We start from the raw sequence: 15,178 nt of genomic DNA, 5'->3' as shown, positions 1-15,178 counted from the left end.
AATTTAAAACTAATTACCTTTGCAGCCTGTTAATTTATTATGGCTAAAGTTTCAATTAACCTGGCAACGGGCTCTTTACAAAAAGAGGATATTATAGTAGGAATAGATTTAGGCACAACAAATTCTTTGGTGGCCTTTATTAATCCTGATGGAAATGCGCAAGTTATAAACGATATGGGCAGGGGCGTTTTGGTTCCGTCTATTGTACACTTCCAAAATAATCAGACCATTGTAGGTAATGAAGCTAAAGAATATTTAATTAGCGACCCGCAAAACACCATATTTTCTGTTAAAAGACTTTTAGGCCGTTCTTATAAAGACATCCAAAAACACGAGAATTATTTCTCTTATAAAGTTATTGATGATGATAACGAAGAATCTTTAGTTAAAATTAAAGTTGGCGAACAATTTTATACCCCTATAGAACTTTCGTCACTCATCTTAAAAGAACTGAAAGAAAGAGCAGAACACAGCCTGAAAACAAAAGTTACCAGAGCAGTTATTACAGTTCCGGCTTACTTTAACGATTCGCAAAGACAAGCCACCAGAGATGCCGGTAAACTAGCAGGCTTAGACGTTTTACGTATTGTGAACGAGCCAACAGCTGCTTCTTTAGCTTATGGTATTGGGTTAAATCCTGATGAATCTAAAACCATTGCTGTTTACGACCTTGGCGGAGGTACCTTTGATGTATCGATACTTAAAATACAAAATGGCATTTTTGAGGTTTTAGCAACTAATGGAGATACATTTTTAGGTGGTGATGATTTTGACCGAGCTATTATAGATTACTGGATTACTCAGAATAATCTTTCAGGAGATGCTATTCCTATGCAAGCCTTACGTCTGAAAGCCGAGGAAGCTAAAAAAGCATTAAGCCACCAAAACTTATTTAATGAAAAAATTGGGGATATAGCTTGTGCTATAGATAAACATACTTTTGAAAACTTAATTGCTGATAAAGTTGATTTAACCATTAAAGCTTGCCAAAATGCTTTACAAGATGCAGGCTTAAGCATTACCGATATTGATGAAGTAGTAATGGTTGGAGGTTCTACCAGAACAGCTTTGGTTAAACAAAAAGTTGCTGCTTTCTTTAATAAAACTGTTAACGATAGCATAAACCCCGATGAAGTTGTGGCCTTAGGTGCTGCCATACAAGCTGATGTTTTAGCTGGTAATAGAAAAGATATTTTATTATTGGATGTAACACCACTTTCCTTAGGAATAGAAACCATGGGCGGTTTGATGGATGTCATTATTCCGCGTAACTCTAAAGTACCTACCAAAGCTGGCAGACAATATACTACTTCTATAGATGGACAGGTAAACATGAAAATATCAGTTTACCAAGGTGAGAGAGATTTGGTAAAAGAAAACAGGAAACTTGCCGAGTTTGATTTAAAAGGTATCCCTGCTATGCCAGCAGGTTTCCCCAAAGTAGATATAAACTTTTTGCTTAACGCCGATGGCATCTTAAAAATACAAGCTATTGAGTTAAGGTCTGGTGTTAAACAAGAGATTGATGTAGTGCCAACATACGGTTTAAAAGATGAGGAAGTAGAAAAAATGCTTTTAGATTCTGTAACTCATGCAAAAGATGATGTTGCCCAACGTATGGTAATAGAAGCCAGAACAGAAGGCGAACAAATGGTTTACACCGCAGAAAGATTTATTGCTAAAAACAGCGCTTATTTAAATGAAGCAGAAATTGCCGAAACTCAAAAACTTATTGAAGCTTTAAAAGAAAGTTTAGGTAAAGCAGATAAAGACGCTATCTTAAATAATATTGATACTTTAAATGAATATACCAGACCATTTGCAGAAAGACTAATGGACCAAGCCATTGCCCAAGCTATGAAAGGTAAAAACATATAAAACCCATAAAATAAAAAGAGTCGTTCATGAAACGGCTCTTTTTATTTTGGCTCAATATAATACTTCTTAAACCCTTCGTTCTTCAGGAATTTCTATTTAATGTTTAAGATTATCTCCTAGATGTCCGGCTTCTGGGGTCTATATACTCTGTACTTTATAATTTAAACCCTGTACTTTCTATTTTACACTATTAACTAATTCTTGCTCTTTTAAAGTGTCAATATTGTTTTTACTCTCGTAAGAAGATTTAATACTTTCAAAATCGCTTAATATTTCCTGAATACTATCAACCATATCTGCTGCACTTTGGTGCATATCTGGCAATTTATCTTCAAGCTTTTTATTATTCAGCTCCATATTATCAATCTCAATTTTAGCCATCTTATTTAAAACAGCTACTTGGCTATTTTTAAGATCTTCTAGCTCATGTGAGATTTTCTCCATTAATGCAAATTTTTTCAACTTATCCATAATGATCTTAATTTTAGTTCATCATGAATAAACCATAAATGATGCCAGAAACAAGACAAAAAAATTTATCTACTTAGCTCAACAAAATTGTCTTTAACATCATACCAAAAATCATCAAGCGCTATGATACGTGGTTTAAAAAAAGAGATGATAGCCGGCCAATCTTGTTTATTAAAAACATTTACTTGATTTATTTCTAAACCAATGCGAGAAATGGTTCTGCCATAATCATCTTGGGTATGTTGCTGCCAATCCCATTCTTCTTTACAGGCTTGCTCTAAAAGTAACTTAAATTCTTGAAACTGTTCAAAAAATAGCTCTTGAAGACCTAAATCTGCATGAGTGATGGCTATACAAATTGATGCAGTTCTTTTATCAGCTTGCATCCTGAAATAAATATCCTTTACCCCAGTTTTATAATTAACCCAATTTACTTTAGTACCAAAGATTGATTGGTGGGGCGCTAGATACTTACCAAAGCTAGTCCAAAATTCTTCCCTTATTCTTGAGGCTTCTTCTCTTGTATACATGAAGGCACAAAAATAGCTTATTTTAGATTTAAAGCTAGCTGATAATATGCCCAATAGGTATGATGAGAAAAAACTTTACCGTCTTTTAAAGAGCGTTCTTTTAAATATTGTTCATCTGGCGTTAAAATAATAGGCGTTCCTACTCGGGTATAAGCATTGGAAGACTCGTATTTTGGTTCTTCCATCTCAGGGAAAGTTTTCTTTAGAATTTTAAAGACCTGAGTACCCATATAATGCTCAAATCTTTGCTGTGCTTTACTAGTACTTTTATCAATCCTTTTAAATAATCTTTTAGCATATAAGCGCACCAATAAAGGCTGTTTTTTTAACGCTTTATCTAGATTAACAAAAGGATTGGTTGGATTAAAATCTCTTAACGTTTGTATAGAAAATGGAGTTTCAGGCACCCAATCGGCCGAATTTATAACAGAAAAAGCCCAGCCACCATAGTTAATAGCTTCAAAATCATAAGCATAATATAAATTGCCTGGTTTAGGCGGCGCACTACAAAAAGTCTTAAATTGAAAAGCTTTGTTAAGTTTACCCTGTTGCTGTAAATAATGTAAATGAGAACGCAATAAATAAGACAAAGCAGCGCCTTGGCTATGCCCCATAATCAAGATTTGGTGTTTTCCAGCTTTATCTAATGAATCTAATTTTGGTAAAATATCTTTTTGCAAATAAGCCAACCCTAGTAACCAACCTACATGAACTTTAGCCTCTTCACTTTTAGCTAATTGATAATTGAAAGTAAAATTGTTTTCTAATTTTATACTTCCTGTAGCGGGCACCATAGCTGCATAGAAATTCTCCATCCAACTAGGTAAATCAGCAGTAGTGCCTCTTATACTAATTACAGCAGTTGTAGCATCTTCCCATAACTCCCATCTGTTTAAAAGACCTATCTCTTTAGAGCGATACAATTTTTTAAATCTTGTTGAGGCTGGAGTTTTATCTCCAGGAATAAGAGAATCTATATGACCTCTTGAAACGCTTAACATTTCCAGATATTCATCAACCATGAAACCTGGCTTTAACTGTGCAAAAGAAGAAAATCCGAAAAGGATAAGAAAAACTAAGGCAAATATATTTTTCATCTTTAAATATTTAACTCAAAATACGTATAAGCCTAGCATATGGTTTATTTTATTTGAAAATAACTTGTGTAGCACCATATCCAAACTTTTCTTTTTGAGCATCCATAAAGGTTTTTACTTGCGGATGCTTACTTACCGTTTTATGAATAAAATCTCTTAAAACACCATTTCCTACCCCATGAATGAAAATTATTTGAGGATATTTATGTGCTATTGCTGCATCTAAATTTTTTAAAAATAGCTCTTGCTGGATATTTAAAATCTCGTTTTTATTTAAAAACTGATGATCGTCTCTCAATTTTTCTATGTGTAAGTCAAGCTCTTTGGCCGGTCTTTCTAGCGTTAATTTTTCTGCGATAGGTTTAAAAAAGCTTTCTTTTAGTTTATCAACATCTATTTTAAGTTCGTCTTCATCAACTCTTAGTAACCAGCCATTTTGTTTTATTTGTGGCACATTTACCTTGGCACCAGAAAAATCCTTAGCCTTAAATTTAAAACTCGTGTTTAAAGGCTCTAAAGATTTAACATCCTGCGTAGCATAAGTTAAAAGTTGAATATGTAAAGTAGGCCAAACATCTAATTCTGGCAAAGCTGCCGAATAAATTTTTCTGTTTTGATGAGGCTCTATCAAACCTGCAAATTCCCCCGTTATTTTATTATTTTTATCTGCTTGCACAGCTGTTAAAAGCTGAAAAGAAGTTTCATTAACAATATAAAAATGTACAATAGAACCCTTGTTAGCATCAGGAATAACCGCTAAATGTATTCCTCTCTTAGTAAAATTATCTTTCACCATTTGAGGAGTGTCTTTTGCAGTTAAATCTTCCACATCTTGGTATTGATACCCATGAACACGGGTAATATGTGTAACTAAAACAGGAATCTCAAAATCATCTTCACCTGTTACACCTACCAATTGGTCATCAATAATTTTGGTGATATAACCTTCTCTATTTTCATCAACAAACCTTACAAATTCTCCCAGCTTAAAATTCATTTCTTTTATTTTTTTACAATATAAGTTTAATATCTGCCCAAAAACATATTTGGTACAAAAATAGCATGATTAGCTAAAAACATCTACTACCATGGAAAACGAACAAACATTACCAGCACAAGAGCAAAACCATCAACCAGGTATTGAATCAGAAATGACTCCGCAACCAGAATTTGAAAGTGTTATACAAACCGGACAACGTTTAAAGGGTAAAGTAGCCATCATTACTGGCGGAGATAGCGGCATAGGGAGAGCTGTTGCCGTAGCTTATGCCAAAGAAGGCGCTAAAGTAGTTATCTCATTTTTAAATGAATTTGAAGATGCAGAACTTACCAAAAAAGAGGTTGAGGAATATCAATCGGAATGCTTACTCATAGCAGGAGATATTTCTGAAGAAAAACACTGCCAATTGATTATCGATAAAACTATAGAGAAATTTGGCAAAATTGATATTCTGGTGAATAATGCTGCTGTACAATATCCGCAAGAAAGTATCGAGGATATTAGCTCATCGCAACTAGAACAAACTTTTAGAACCAATATTTTCTCTCAGTTTTATATTGTAAAAGCTGCTTTAGCATATCTTAAAGAAGGTTCATCAATTATTAACACAGCATCTGTTACGGCTTACAAGGGCAATCCGCAGTTGCTAGATTATTCATCAACGAAAGGAGCTATAGTTGCCTTTACTCGTTCTTTATCTATGTCCTTAGTAGAAAAAGGTATCCGTGTAAATGGCGTAGCCCCTGGTCCTATTTGGACACCTTTAATCCCAGCAACTTTCGATGCCGAAAAGGTTTCTAAATTTGGTTCTAATGTACCCATGAAACGCCCTGGACAACCCAATGAAGTAGCTTATTGCTATGTTTTCTTAGCTTCTAATGAATCATCTTATATCTCCGGACAAATGATGCATCCAAATGGTGGTGAAGTGGTAAATGGCTAATATGGAAAATCAAAACGAAATTATACCTAAACAACAAAAAGGTATAGCAACAGACATCAAGGAAAGCATTACTTCATCTAGTTTAGAAGAAGCTATTCAGGTTTATAATTTAGCTGTAAACCGCTTAAAAGATGTAAACCATTGGCATTTACTCACTAAACATACAGGTACTAAATTTACCTTGAGAGATAAGAATGGAAATGAGGCCAAACGTTTGGTTGCTTTAGGCGATTATTTTCAAATCAATATTCCTTTCCCTGGATTATCATCAGGGAAGGGATACGATTGGGTACAGGTTATAGAAATTAAAGAAGAAAACGATGCTCATGAAAACGAGCAAACCTATTCTATGTTAGTAAAACCTGTTTCACCACCTTTTGAAGAAGAAACGGCACATTTTTTTGACTCAGATGCGAGTTCTACTTTCTCTATTATACGTAAGGGCACTAAAATAACCGCTTTGGTACATGGTAGAAATGAAAAACCCAACACATTGGTTGAAACCTTATCAGGAAAAATAAGAAATTTAATAGTTGCTGCAGGCTCCTTTTTAGGCTTTTCTTATTTCCAATGGAAATCTTTAGTTAAAGGTTTATTGTCTGATGATCAGCCTATCCTAAAAGTAAACAGGTAACAACATCATCACCAAAAACAACAATACCAGAAATTATAAGCACCTTTGTAAAAATTTAAAAAGAAGGTTTGCCTATTTTGATATCAATAATGGGATTTTGCCTTAACCCCATATATGATTTCATTTGATGAATTGGATTTAATAAATCCGATAAAAAAAGCTTTACAAACAGAAGGCTATACCAAACCCACTCCTATTCAGGCACAAGCAATTCCACTAGTATTAGAGGGAAATGATTTATTAGGTTGTGCACAAACAGGTACAGGTAAAACTGCTGCATTTGCCATCCCTATTATACAATTATTACATACCTCATCGCATCAACAAGCTAAAGGTACAAGAGCTATTAGAGCTTTAATTGTTACCCCAACCAGAGAATTGGCTATACAAATTGCAGATAGCTTTGCTGCTTATGGTAAAAATACACCCTTAAAATATGCTGTTATTTTTGGCGGCGTTGGACAAAAAGCACAAACAGATGCTTTAGCAAAAGGTGTAGATATTTTAATTGCTACGCCAGGCAGGCTTTTAGATTTAATGAACCAGCGTTACATCAGTTTAAAAAGCATCAATCTTTTTGTTTTAGATGAGGCAGACCGTATGTTAGATATGGGCTTTATTCATGATGTTAAAAAACTGATAGCCGCTTTACCCACAAAAAGACAATCTTTATTTTTCTCTGCAACGATGCCTCCTGTTATTCAAAAGCTAGCATCAGAAATATTAAAAAACCCTGTTAAGGTTGAGGTCACACCAGAATCTTCTACGGCAGATACCATTAACCAATTTGTTTACATGGTAGATAAGGATAATAAGAATAAATTGTTAATCCATATCCTAGAAGATAAAAATATAAAAACGGCTTTGGTATTTACCAAAACCAAACATGGGGCAGATAAAGCAGTAAAAATGCTACTCAACCACGGTATCAAAGCTGCTGCCATACATGGTAATAAATCGCAAAATGCCAGACAAAGGGCTTTAGAAGAATTTAAATCTCATAAAATAAGGGTTTTAGTTGCTACAGATATTGCCGCCAGAGGTATTGATGTTGATGATTTAGCTTATGTAGTAAATTATGAAATCCCTAACATACCAGAAACTTATGTACACCGTATTGGCAGAACAGGTAGAGCCGGTGCTAACGGAACGGCCTTTTCTTTTTGCGAAATAGAAGAGAAAGAATTTTTACAAGATATCCAAAAAATCATAGGAAAAACTATCCCTAAAGCAGAAGACAACCCATTTCCTATGACTAAGTTTACGGCTTTACCCAAAACAAAAAAAGGCGGTAAATCTGGAAAAAGCAAAACTGCCGCTCAGCATAAACCCGCTCAAGGGAATGCTAAAAACAACACTGCTCCAACAGCTAAAAAGAAGTTCTTTAGAAAAAGAAAAGAAACTAATTAGTAGAGTATAAATTTTTGGCAAAATTATAGCTAAAGTTTTTATAAAAACTAGGCTATGAACCAAACAACAGAAACTATGATGACCGCTATTGAAGAAAATACCGGTCATCCTTTAGAATATTGGATAGAAATTATCAGAAAAAGTGGTAAACCAGATGCCGAGGCCATCATCAACTTTTTAATTGAAGAACACCAATTAAACCCTGTATTGGCCGAATTAATAGCTCAAAAAGCAAAGGGCAGCCATTAATTCCCCTCCTATTTCTTACTCATTAAAACAATAGGCTTTTCGGTGTTGTATTTAGACTATAAATAAACAAAGAAAAGCTTATTTTTGTCCGAAATTTTCAAATTAATGAGTATACTTTCAGAACAGGAAATACAAAGACGACAGTCTTTACAAGAACTAAGAAATTTAGGTATCAATCCCTATCCTGCAGAGGCATTTGAGATCAATGCAAATGCTTTAGATATTACTTCAAATTACGAAAGAGATAAAACTTCTTATAAAAATATCAGCTTGGCTGGCAGAATCATGACCCGTAGAATTATGGGAAATGCTTCTTTTGTAGAGTTACAAGACGCTACTGGCAGAATACAAGCTTATATCAGAAGAGATGATGTTTGCCCAGAAGAAGATAAAACTTTATACAATACCGTATTTAAAAAGCTTTTAGATATTGGCGATTATATTGGTGTTAAAGGTTTTGTTTTTACTACACAAACCGGAGAAATTTCTATACACGTAACAGAATTTAAGGTTTTAAGTAAATCTTTAAAACCATTGCCAATTGTTAAACGTGATGATGATGGCAATGTTTATGATGGCTTTACAGACCCAGAGATGCGTTACCGTATGCGTTATGTTGATTTAACGGTTAACCCTGAGTTTAAAGAAATATTCAAAACACGTTCTAAAGTCATTAGCACCATGCGTAATTATTTTGATTCGCAAGGTTGGATGGAAGTAGAAACACCTATTTTACAAGCCATACATGGTGGTGCAGCAGCAAGACCGTTTAACACCTATCACAATACCTTAGACATGCCTCTTTTCTTGCGTATTGCTAACGAGCTTTACCTAAAAAGACTTATTGTTGCAGGTTTTGATGGTGTTTATGAGTTTGGTAAAATGTTCAGAAACGAAGGTATGGACCGTACCCATAACCCTGAGTTTACATCCATGGAAATTTATGTAGCTTATAAAGACTACATCTGGATGATGGGCATGGTAGAAGAGTGTTTAGAAAAAGTTACTACAGCTATTCATGGCACAACAACTATCAAAGTTGGGAACGATGAAATTGATTTTGCTGGCCCTTACGAGAAATTATCCATGTATGATTCTATTAAGAAATATACAGGTATAGACGTTTCACAGATGAACGAGCAGCAATTGATAGATACTTGCAAAAGCTTAAATATTGAGGTTGATGCTAGTATGGGTAAAGGTAAATTGGTTGATGCTATTTTTGGCGAGAAAGTAGAACACAACTTAATTCAACCTACTTTTATTACCGATTACCCTATAGAAATGACACCTTTAGCTAAAAAACACCGTACCACAGAAGGTTTAGTAGAGCGTTTTGAGCTATTTGTACAAGGTAAAGAAATTGCTAATGCTTATTCTGAGTTAAACGATGCCATTGACCAAAAAGAGCGTTTTGAAGATCAATTAACTTTAGCCGCTCGTGGTGATGACGAAGCTATGGCTATGGATGATGACTTCATCAGAGCTTTAGAATATGGCATGCCTCCAACTGCAGGTTTAGGTATTGGTATAGACCGTTTGGTGATGTTGATGACCAACCAATCATCTATACAGGAAGTATTATTCTTCCCGCAAATGCGCCCAGAGAAAAAAGCCAAAGTAACTACTGATGAAGATTTTGTAGCAGCCGGCATTCCTCAAGCATGGGTACAAGTTATTCGTAAAATGGGTATCAATACCATAGAAGATTTAAAAACTGCAAACCCTAATAAAGTATTTAATGATTTAGGTGGGATGCGCAAAAAGTTAAAATTAGATTTAACCATGCCTCAAAAAGAGGAAGTTATGGAGTGGTTTAAATAAGCTAAAACTTAACAAAAGCTTAAAGGCCGATTAACGATAAGTTATTCGGCCTTTTTTATTTTAGGAGAAATTAAGATAAAATATTATGCAAAACTCAGTTTTAGAAATCACAGAACAGGAATACCTGATAAAACTCAATAAACAAGAGTTCGATTTATCTTTTATCCATGCGCTTTTAAAGAGGATACAATCAGAAAAAGCTTTTTTCTCTAAAATTTGGGATGATGATGACATCATCGCAAAAGGCAGATTTTTAGACGACCGAGATATAGATCACCTAAGTGAGAAATAAATCATCTATTTCTTAAAGGCTTTAATAAATACTCTAAGCCATTAATTTTAATCTCGTAAATGGTTGCTAGCTGTTGCCCCAATTTACCAGCTGGCCAACCTTTGGTATACATCCACTCTAAATAACTTACTGGTAAATCGCACAAAATGCGGTCCTTATATTTACCAAAGGGCATACGCACTTTAACTAAATCTAACAGTATCTCGGGATTCATAGCTCAAATTAAGTAATTTAATACCGAACATGAGGAATAGATTTTACCTTTGTGCTTATGAATGATGTTTATGGCGATTTTTTGAAAGATTACCTCGCTAAAGGAAAAACTTCTACCATTTGGCTGCACAACAATTACGCTGAGGCAGAAGAAATGCCCGCCGAAGTTTTCTTCCGTAAAGTCTATGAAATTACCGATTTGGAAGCTTTTGCTCTTAGGCAATGTAAAGGCAAAGTACTTGATATTGGCGCAGGTGCTGGCGCTATAACTCTTATTTTGCAAAAACGAGGTTTTGATGTTACAGCTTTAGAAATATCACCCGGCGCAGCAGAGGTAATGCAAAAAAGAGGCGTCCAAAAAATCATCAATACCAATATTTTTGATTATCAGGATGAGCAATATGATACTTTATTGTTAATGATGAATGGTATTGGTTTTTGCCAATATCTGGATGAGATTGAGCGCTTTTTACATCATGCTAAAAAACTATTAAAACCAGAGGGACAAATTTTATTCGATTCCTCGGATGTTTTATATCTGTACGAAAATAAAAAGTATGAAGATGATGGTTATTATGGTGAGATAGATTATCAATACGAGTATAAAGGCAAAAAAGGAGATTGGTTCACCTGGATTTACGTTGCCCGAGATATCATGAAAGAAATTGCCACCAAATGCGGCTACCAAATGGAAGTTTTATTTGATGATGGTAGCGACCAATATCTAGCAAGGTTGAGTTTAAAATCGTGATAATTTGTATTTTTAAAGAACAAAATGATAAGTCTAAATGTTGATGGCTATATATTTCCAACATTTAGTTTAGAAGAAAAAATACTCAAAACATAAAAAATGGCAAAGGCATCAATTTCTGTAATTCAAGCGCTGCTAAAAACGGTTGAAAACCTAGAAAAAGGCGCTGCATACCAGTGGGGACACATGGGGAGCTGCAACTGTGGTAATTTGGCTCAAGTAATTACCAATAGAGACAAAGCTGAAATTCATAAATCTGCAATGCGTAGCAGGCATGGTGATTGGAACGAACAACTGATAGACTATTGCCCAACTAGCGGCTTACCCATAGATCATATTATTGATGAAATGGTTTCCTTCGGTTTTACCAGAGCAGATCTAGCCCATTTAGAAAAATTATCAGACCCGCAAATATTACGTCAGCTACCTGCAAACAACAGATATTTGAAGCATAACCACAAACCAGATGTTATTTTATATCTAAAAACTTGGGTAAAAGTTTTAGAAAATGAACTTATTGATGGTATAAGTTTAGAGGATGTAAAAGAGGGAAAAGAATTGGTGACAGTCTAGAACTAAGCTTTTAAAGCTTATGAATATAAAGATAGTACTACTTGGCAGCGTATAACCTACGCTGCTTTTTTTGTTTATTCTTTGGGTTAACCAGACAACAAATTCTTCGCTATTTGTTCGCACCTTGTTCGTAACACCTTCGCAAAACACCCCGTTTTTGCGAACAAGTAGCGAACATGGTACGAAGATGCTAGCTAAATATCAAGCACAATTCTTAGGTTAGCTTTTAGCTTTTCTTTTTGGTTTTGAGTTAATTCTCCAAGTTTGCTCATAAGCCTTTTGTTGTCAATCGCCCGGATTTGGTCTACCAAGATATCACTTAATTTATCCAATTGATTTTCCTTCAGATGAACCCTTAATATTTGTATATCTTGCTGTACATTGGTAGTGATAGGACAAATAATGGTAGATGGATGAATATCATTCAATAAATCAGTTTGAATAACCACTACCAGTCTTATTTTACCCGGCTCTGTGCCCCTACTAGGATTAAGGTCTGCTAGCCAAATATCGTATTGCCTAATTTTCATCTAACAAGCGTTCAAATTCATGAAGAATATCCATAGATTCTTTACTTGTTAATGCAGATTCTTTAGCAAGTTGCTTCTTCAATAATCTCTTTTTTTGAACAAGATTATAAATTCTAACTGCCTCGTTGATATAACGATTTCTAGCTATATGTAGCTCATGAGTAATCTCCTCAGCCTCATTGAAGATTTCATTATCTAATTTTAATGATAGCACTTTCATACTACAAAAGTATATATTTTTAGTATATACTAGAGCTTATTTAGTTAATAATTTTGATAATTTAACTTATTAGGTATTTGACAATTTCAGAAAATTAACCACCTAACACCTAATAAACTAATAACTAACCATCTAAAAACCTAACTCCCGATAACTATCGGGACTAACCAACTAACACCTAACCAACTAAACACTATTCGCAATTACAAAACCACTAGCCCAAGCCCACTGGAAATTATATCCGCCTAACCATCCGGTAACATCCACACACTCGCCACCAAAATATAAACCGGGTACTTTTTTAGCTTCCAATGTTTTAGATGATAATTCGTTTGTGTCTACACCTCCACGCATTACCTCGGCTTTATCGTAACCTTTATCTCCTGCTGGTTTCACTTTAAAATGATGGATAAACTCGTTTATAGTAGCAAAATCATCTTTTGTTAAAGAGGCTAGATTCTTATGAATAGGTAAAATATTACTTAAAGCATCAACAAATTTTCGGGTATAAAATAAAGTTAAATAATTAGCCAACAGCTTTTTACCGTTAGCATTTCGCTCCTGCTCTATCAGTTCTTGTATGTTTTGATGTGGTAATAAATCAATAACAATACTTTGTCCCGGTCGCCAGTAAGAAGAAATTTGCAAAATAGCTGGGCCACTTAAACCCCAATGTGTAAACAAAATATTCTCCTCAAAGCTTATCTCATCATTACTCACAACAGCAGGCATACTATTGCCAGATAAATGGGCAAACCAATCTGCATCTTTACCTGTAATGGTTAAAGGAACCAAAGCTGGCGCTGTTTGAACTAATTTTAGTCCAAATTGTTTAGCAATTTTCAAAGAAAAATCTGTAGCACCCATTTTAGCAATAGGCAAACCACCGCTAGCCATCACCACTTTGGGGCTATATAAAGTTTCTGTTGTTCCGTTTCTTTCAAAAGTGATTTTAAAAAGCTTGTCTAGCTTTTCAACGGCTAAAACATTACTATTTAAGTAAATATCTTGCCCAAAATCATCACAAATTTGCTTAAAAACCTCAACAATATCTTTTGCTTTATTACTAGTAGGAAAAAGTTGTCCTAAGGTTTTTTCTTGCCCTATGATGCCATAAGTTTCAAAAAAACTAATGGTATCCTCCACCGTCCATTGTGATAAAGCCGATTTACAGAAGTGCTCATTCTCTGAAATAAAATTCTGCGCCGATGTATAATAATTGGTATAATTACACCTGCCGCCACCAGAAATCAATATTTTGGCACCTACTTGAGCATTTTTTTCTAAGATTAATGTTTTCTTACCTAAATATCCTGCTTGTGCTGCACACATGAGACCACAAGCCCCACCTCCAATAATAATGGCATCGTATTTAGTTTCTAACATCCAGCAAAAATGAGATTTTTATGAAGCATCACCAAAGAATATCCGGCTTAAGTTTGCAGCATTTGGCTTAATAATCTTATTTTTGTAACAAATCATGGAAGAATACTCCCAAATTTCGGCATTCGGTAAAGTTCTCATTTTCCTTATTATGGGAATTGTATTTGTGATGCTTGCTTTTATCACCAATAAAATTATTGCTCCAAATAAGCCAAATCCAGAAAAAAATAGCTCTTACGAATGTGGCGAAGAAGTTATAGGCAGTTCATGGATTCAGTTTAACAGCCGCTTTTACGTTATAGCTCTCATTTTCTTGTTGTTTGATGTAGAGATGGTATTTATTTTCCCTTGGGCTACCGTTTTTAGCGATGCCAACTTAATTGCACAAGACCAACGTTGGGGATGGTTAAGTTTCACTGAAATGTTAATTTTCATTAGCATATTATTATTAGGCTTGGTTTATGTTTGGAGAAAAAAAGATTTAGATTGGATAAAACCTGTTTTAAAACTACCAACCGTTGATACCAAAATTCCATTGAGCGCCTATCAAGCTATTAATGAGGAAAAATATCAGCCCGGCTTAAAAAATAAACAGCTAGAAAACAGCCTGATTGTGCAAGAAAACAACATCGAAACAGAAAATATAAAACCAAAATTTGTCCCAAGATTTAAAAAATCATGAGCTTAGAACAGCAATTAGAAAATGGTGGTGTTGTAGTTACCAAATTAGATGATTTGCTAAACTGGGCAAGATTATCATCTTTATGGCCTTTAAGTTTTGGTATTGCCTGCTGCGCCATAGAAATGATGGGCTCTATGGCTTCTAACTACGATTTAGACAGATTTGGAGTTTTCCCAAGGCCTAGTCCACGCCAAGCAGACGTGATTATTATTGCAGGTACGGTAACGTTTAAAATGGCCGAGAGAATAAAACGCCTTTATGAACAAATGCCAGAACCTAAATATGTAATTTCTATGGGTTCTTGCTCTAATTGCGGAGGCCCTTACTGGGAACATGGCTACCATGTGGTAAAAGGTGTTGATAGAATTATTCCGGTTGATATTTATGTGCAAGGCTGCCCACCAAGGCCAGAAGCTTTAATAGGTGGTATTTTAGAATTACAAAAGAAAATAAGTACACAATCCTTAAGTACAATTTAAGTTTTGTTTAAAACAAAGC

General features: G+C 34.7%; 19 protein-coding genes. 11 read left to right on the top strand and 8 right to left on the bottom strand.

Annotation, left to right across the window (positions count from 1 at the left end; all coding sequences use genetic code 11):
* The first annotated feature begins 39 nt into the window (after positions 1-39).
* Positions 40-1,878 (top strand): Fe-S protein assembly chaperone HscA, encoded by a 1,839-nt coding sequence (gene hscA / locus GJJ64_RS14485; protein WP_154288485.1) that lies wholly within the window; start codon positions 40-42, stop codon positions 1,876-1,878.
* Between the two features lie 177 nt (positions 1,879-2,055).
* Here the strand turns inward: hscA and GJJ64_RS14480 are convergent, their stop codons facing one another.
* The 4 genes from GJJ64_RS14480 to GJJ64_RS14465 form a co-directional block, all read right to left on the bottom strand.
* Positions 2,056-2,349 (bottom strand): hypothetical protein, encoded by a 294-nt coding sequence (locus GJJ64_RS14480; RefSeq protein ID WP_154288484.1) that lies wholly within the window; start codon positions 2,347-2,349, stop codon positions 2,056-2,058.
* Between the two features lie 65 nt (positions 2,350-2,414).
* Positions 2,415-2,879, bottom strand: coding sequence for a DUF4268 domain-containing protein (locus GJJ64_RS14475; RefSeq protein ID WP_154288483.1), 465 nt, complete (start codon positions 2,877-2,879; stop codon positions 2,415-2,417).
* Between the two features lie 17 nt (positions 2,880-2,896).
* Complete coding sequence (locus GJJ64_RS14470; RefSeq protein WP_154288482.1) at positions 2,897-3,976, bottom strand: lipase family protein; 1,080 nt, start codon at positions 3,974-3,976, stop codon at positions 2,897-2,899.
* A 49-nt stretch (positions 3,977-4,025) separates the two neighbouring features.
* On the bottom strand, positions 4,026-4,973 hold the full coding sequence (locus GJJ64_RS14465) for a Smr/MutS family protein (protein ID WP_154288481.1): 948 nt from the start codon (positions 4,971-4,973) through the stop codon (positions 4,026-4,028).
* Positions 4,974-5,064: 91 nt separating this feature from the next.
* Here GJJ64_RS14465 and GJJ64_RS14460 point away from each other — a divergent pair, with 91 nt between their 5' ends.
* The 6 genes from GJJ64_RS14460 (at position 5,065) to GJJ64_RS14435 (ending at position 10,328) form a co-directional block, all read left to right on the top strand.
* A complete protein-coding gene (locus GJJ64_RS14460; protein ID WP_154288480.1) occupies positions 5,065-5,919 on the top strand; it encodes an SDR family oxidoreductase in 855 nt (284 codons plus the stop codon).
* A 1-nt stretch (position 5,920) separates the two neighbouring features.
* Entirely contained in the window at positions 5,921-6,553 is a 633-nt protein-coding gene (locus GJJ64_RS14455) for a hypothetical protein (protein ID WP_154288479.1), read from the top strand.
* Positions 6,554-6,670: 117 nt separating this feature from the next.
* The gene (locus GJJ64_RS14450; protein WP_317162943.1) at positions 6,671-7,963 is read left to right on the top strand and encodes a DEAD/DEAH box helicase; all 1,293 of its coding nucleotides are present in this window, start codon (positions 6,671-6,673) and stop codon (positions 7,961-7,963) included.
* A gap of 54 nt (positions 7,964-8,017) precedes the next feature.
* The gene (locus GJJ64_RS14445; protein ID WP_039447404.1) at positions 8,018-8,212 is read left to right on the top strand and encodes a DUF4287 domain-containing protein; all 195 of its coding nucleotides are present in this window, start codon (positions 8,018-8,020) and stop codon (positions 8,210-8,212) included.
* A 105-nt stretch (positions 8,213-8,317) separates the two neighbouring features.
* The gene (gene lysS, locus GJJ64_RS14440) at positions 8,318-10,036 is read left to right on the top strand and encodes a lysine--tRNA ligase (RefSeq protein WP_154288477.1); all 1,719 of its coding nucleotides are present in this window, start codon (positions 8,318-8,320) and stop codon (positions 10,034-10,036) included.
* 85 nt (positions 10,037-10,121) lie between these two features.
* Entirely contained in the window at positions 10,122-10,328 is a 207-nt protein-coding gene (locus GJJ64_RS14435; RefSeq protein ID WP_154288476.1) for a hypothetical protein, read from the top strand.
* Between the two features lies 1 nt (position 10,329).
* Here GJJ64_RS14435 and GJJ64_RS14430 read toward each other — a convergent pair whose 3' ends face one another.
* Positions 10,330-10,542: a DUF3820 family protein gene (locus GJJ64_RS14430; protein WP_026903636.1), complete on the bottom strand. Its 213-nt coding sequence runs from the start codon at positions 10,540-10,542 to the stop codon at positions 10,330-10,332.
* A 57-nt stretch (positions 10,543-10,599) separates the two neighbouring features.
* On the opposite strand from GJJ64_RS14430, the gene GJJ64_RS14425 reads away from it, so the two are divergent.
* Complete coding sequence (locus GJJ64_RS14425; RefSeq protein ID WP_154288475.1) at positions 10,600-11,292, top strand: class I SAM-dependent methyltransferase; 693 nt, start codon at positions 10,600-10,602, stop codon at positions 11,290-11,292.
* 99 nt (positions 11,293-11,391) lie between these two features.
* The gene (locus GJJ64_RS14420; RefSeq protein WP_154288474.1) at positions 11,392-11,865 is read left to right on the top strand and encodes a hypothetical protein; all 474 of its coding nucleotides are present in this window, start codon (positions 11,392-11,394) and stop codon (positions 11,863-11,865) included.
* Between the two features lie 194 nt (positions 11,866-12,059).
* Here the strand turns inward: GJJ64_RS14420 and GJJ64_RS14415 are convergent, their stop codons facing one another.
* The 3 genes from GJJ64_RS14415 to GJJ64_RS14405 form a co-directional block, all read right to left on the bottom strand.
* Positions 12,060-12,395: a type II toxin-antitoxin system PemK/MazF family toxin gene (locus GJJ64_RS14415; RefSeq protein ID WP_154288473.1), complete on the bottom strand. Its 336-nt coding sequence runs from the start codon at positions 12,393-12,395 to the stop codon at positions 12,060-12,062.
* Entirely contained in the window at positions 12,385-12,615 is a 231-nt protein-coding gene (locus tag GJJ64_RS14410) for a hypothetical protein (RefSeq protein ID WP_154288472.1), read from the bottom strand. Before GJJ64_RS14410 ends, GJJ64_RS14415 begins: the two co-directional genes overlap by 11 nt.
* Before the next feature lie 186 nt (positions 12,616-12,801).
* Positions 12,802-14,001: a BaiN/RdsA family NAD(P)/FAD-dependent oxidoreductase gene (locus GJJ64_RS14405; protein ID WP_154288471.1), complete on the bottom strand. Its 1,200-nt coding sequence runs from the start codon at positions 13,999-14,001 to the stop codon at positions 12,802-12,804.
* A 94-nt stretch (positions 14,002-14,095) separates the two neighbouring features.
* Between GJJ64_RS14405 and GJJ64_RS14400 the strand changes: the two genes are divergently transcribed.
* Both GJJ64_RS14400 and GJJ64_RS14395 read left to right on the top strand, forming a co-directional pair.
* Positions 14,096-14,680 carry an NADH-quinone oxidoreductase subunit A gene (locus tag GJJ64_RS14400; protein ID WP_154288470.1) on the top strand — a complete coding sequence of 195 codons (585 nt, stop codon included), beginning with the start codon at positions 14,096-14,098 and terminating at the stop codon, positions 14,678-14,680.
* Complete coding sequence (locus GJJ64_RS14395) at positions 14,677-15,159, top strand: NADH-quinone oxidoreductase subunit B (protein ID WP_026903629.1); 483 nt, start codon at positions 14,677-14,679, stop codon at positions 15,157-15,159. The genes GJJ64_RS14400 and GJJ64_RS14395 overlap by 4 nt, the downstream gene beginning before the upstream one ends.
* The last annotated feature ends 19 nt before the right edge of the window (positions 15,160-15,178 follow it).

The organism is Pedobacter puniceum (assembly GCF_009674685.1).
Taxonomy (GTDB): Bacteria; Bacteroidota; Bacteroidia; order Sphingobacteriales; family Sphingobacteriaceae; genus Pseudopedobacter; species Pseudopedobacter puniceum.
This window is presented reverse-complemented; position numbering and strand designations above follow the sequence as displayed.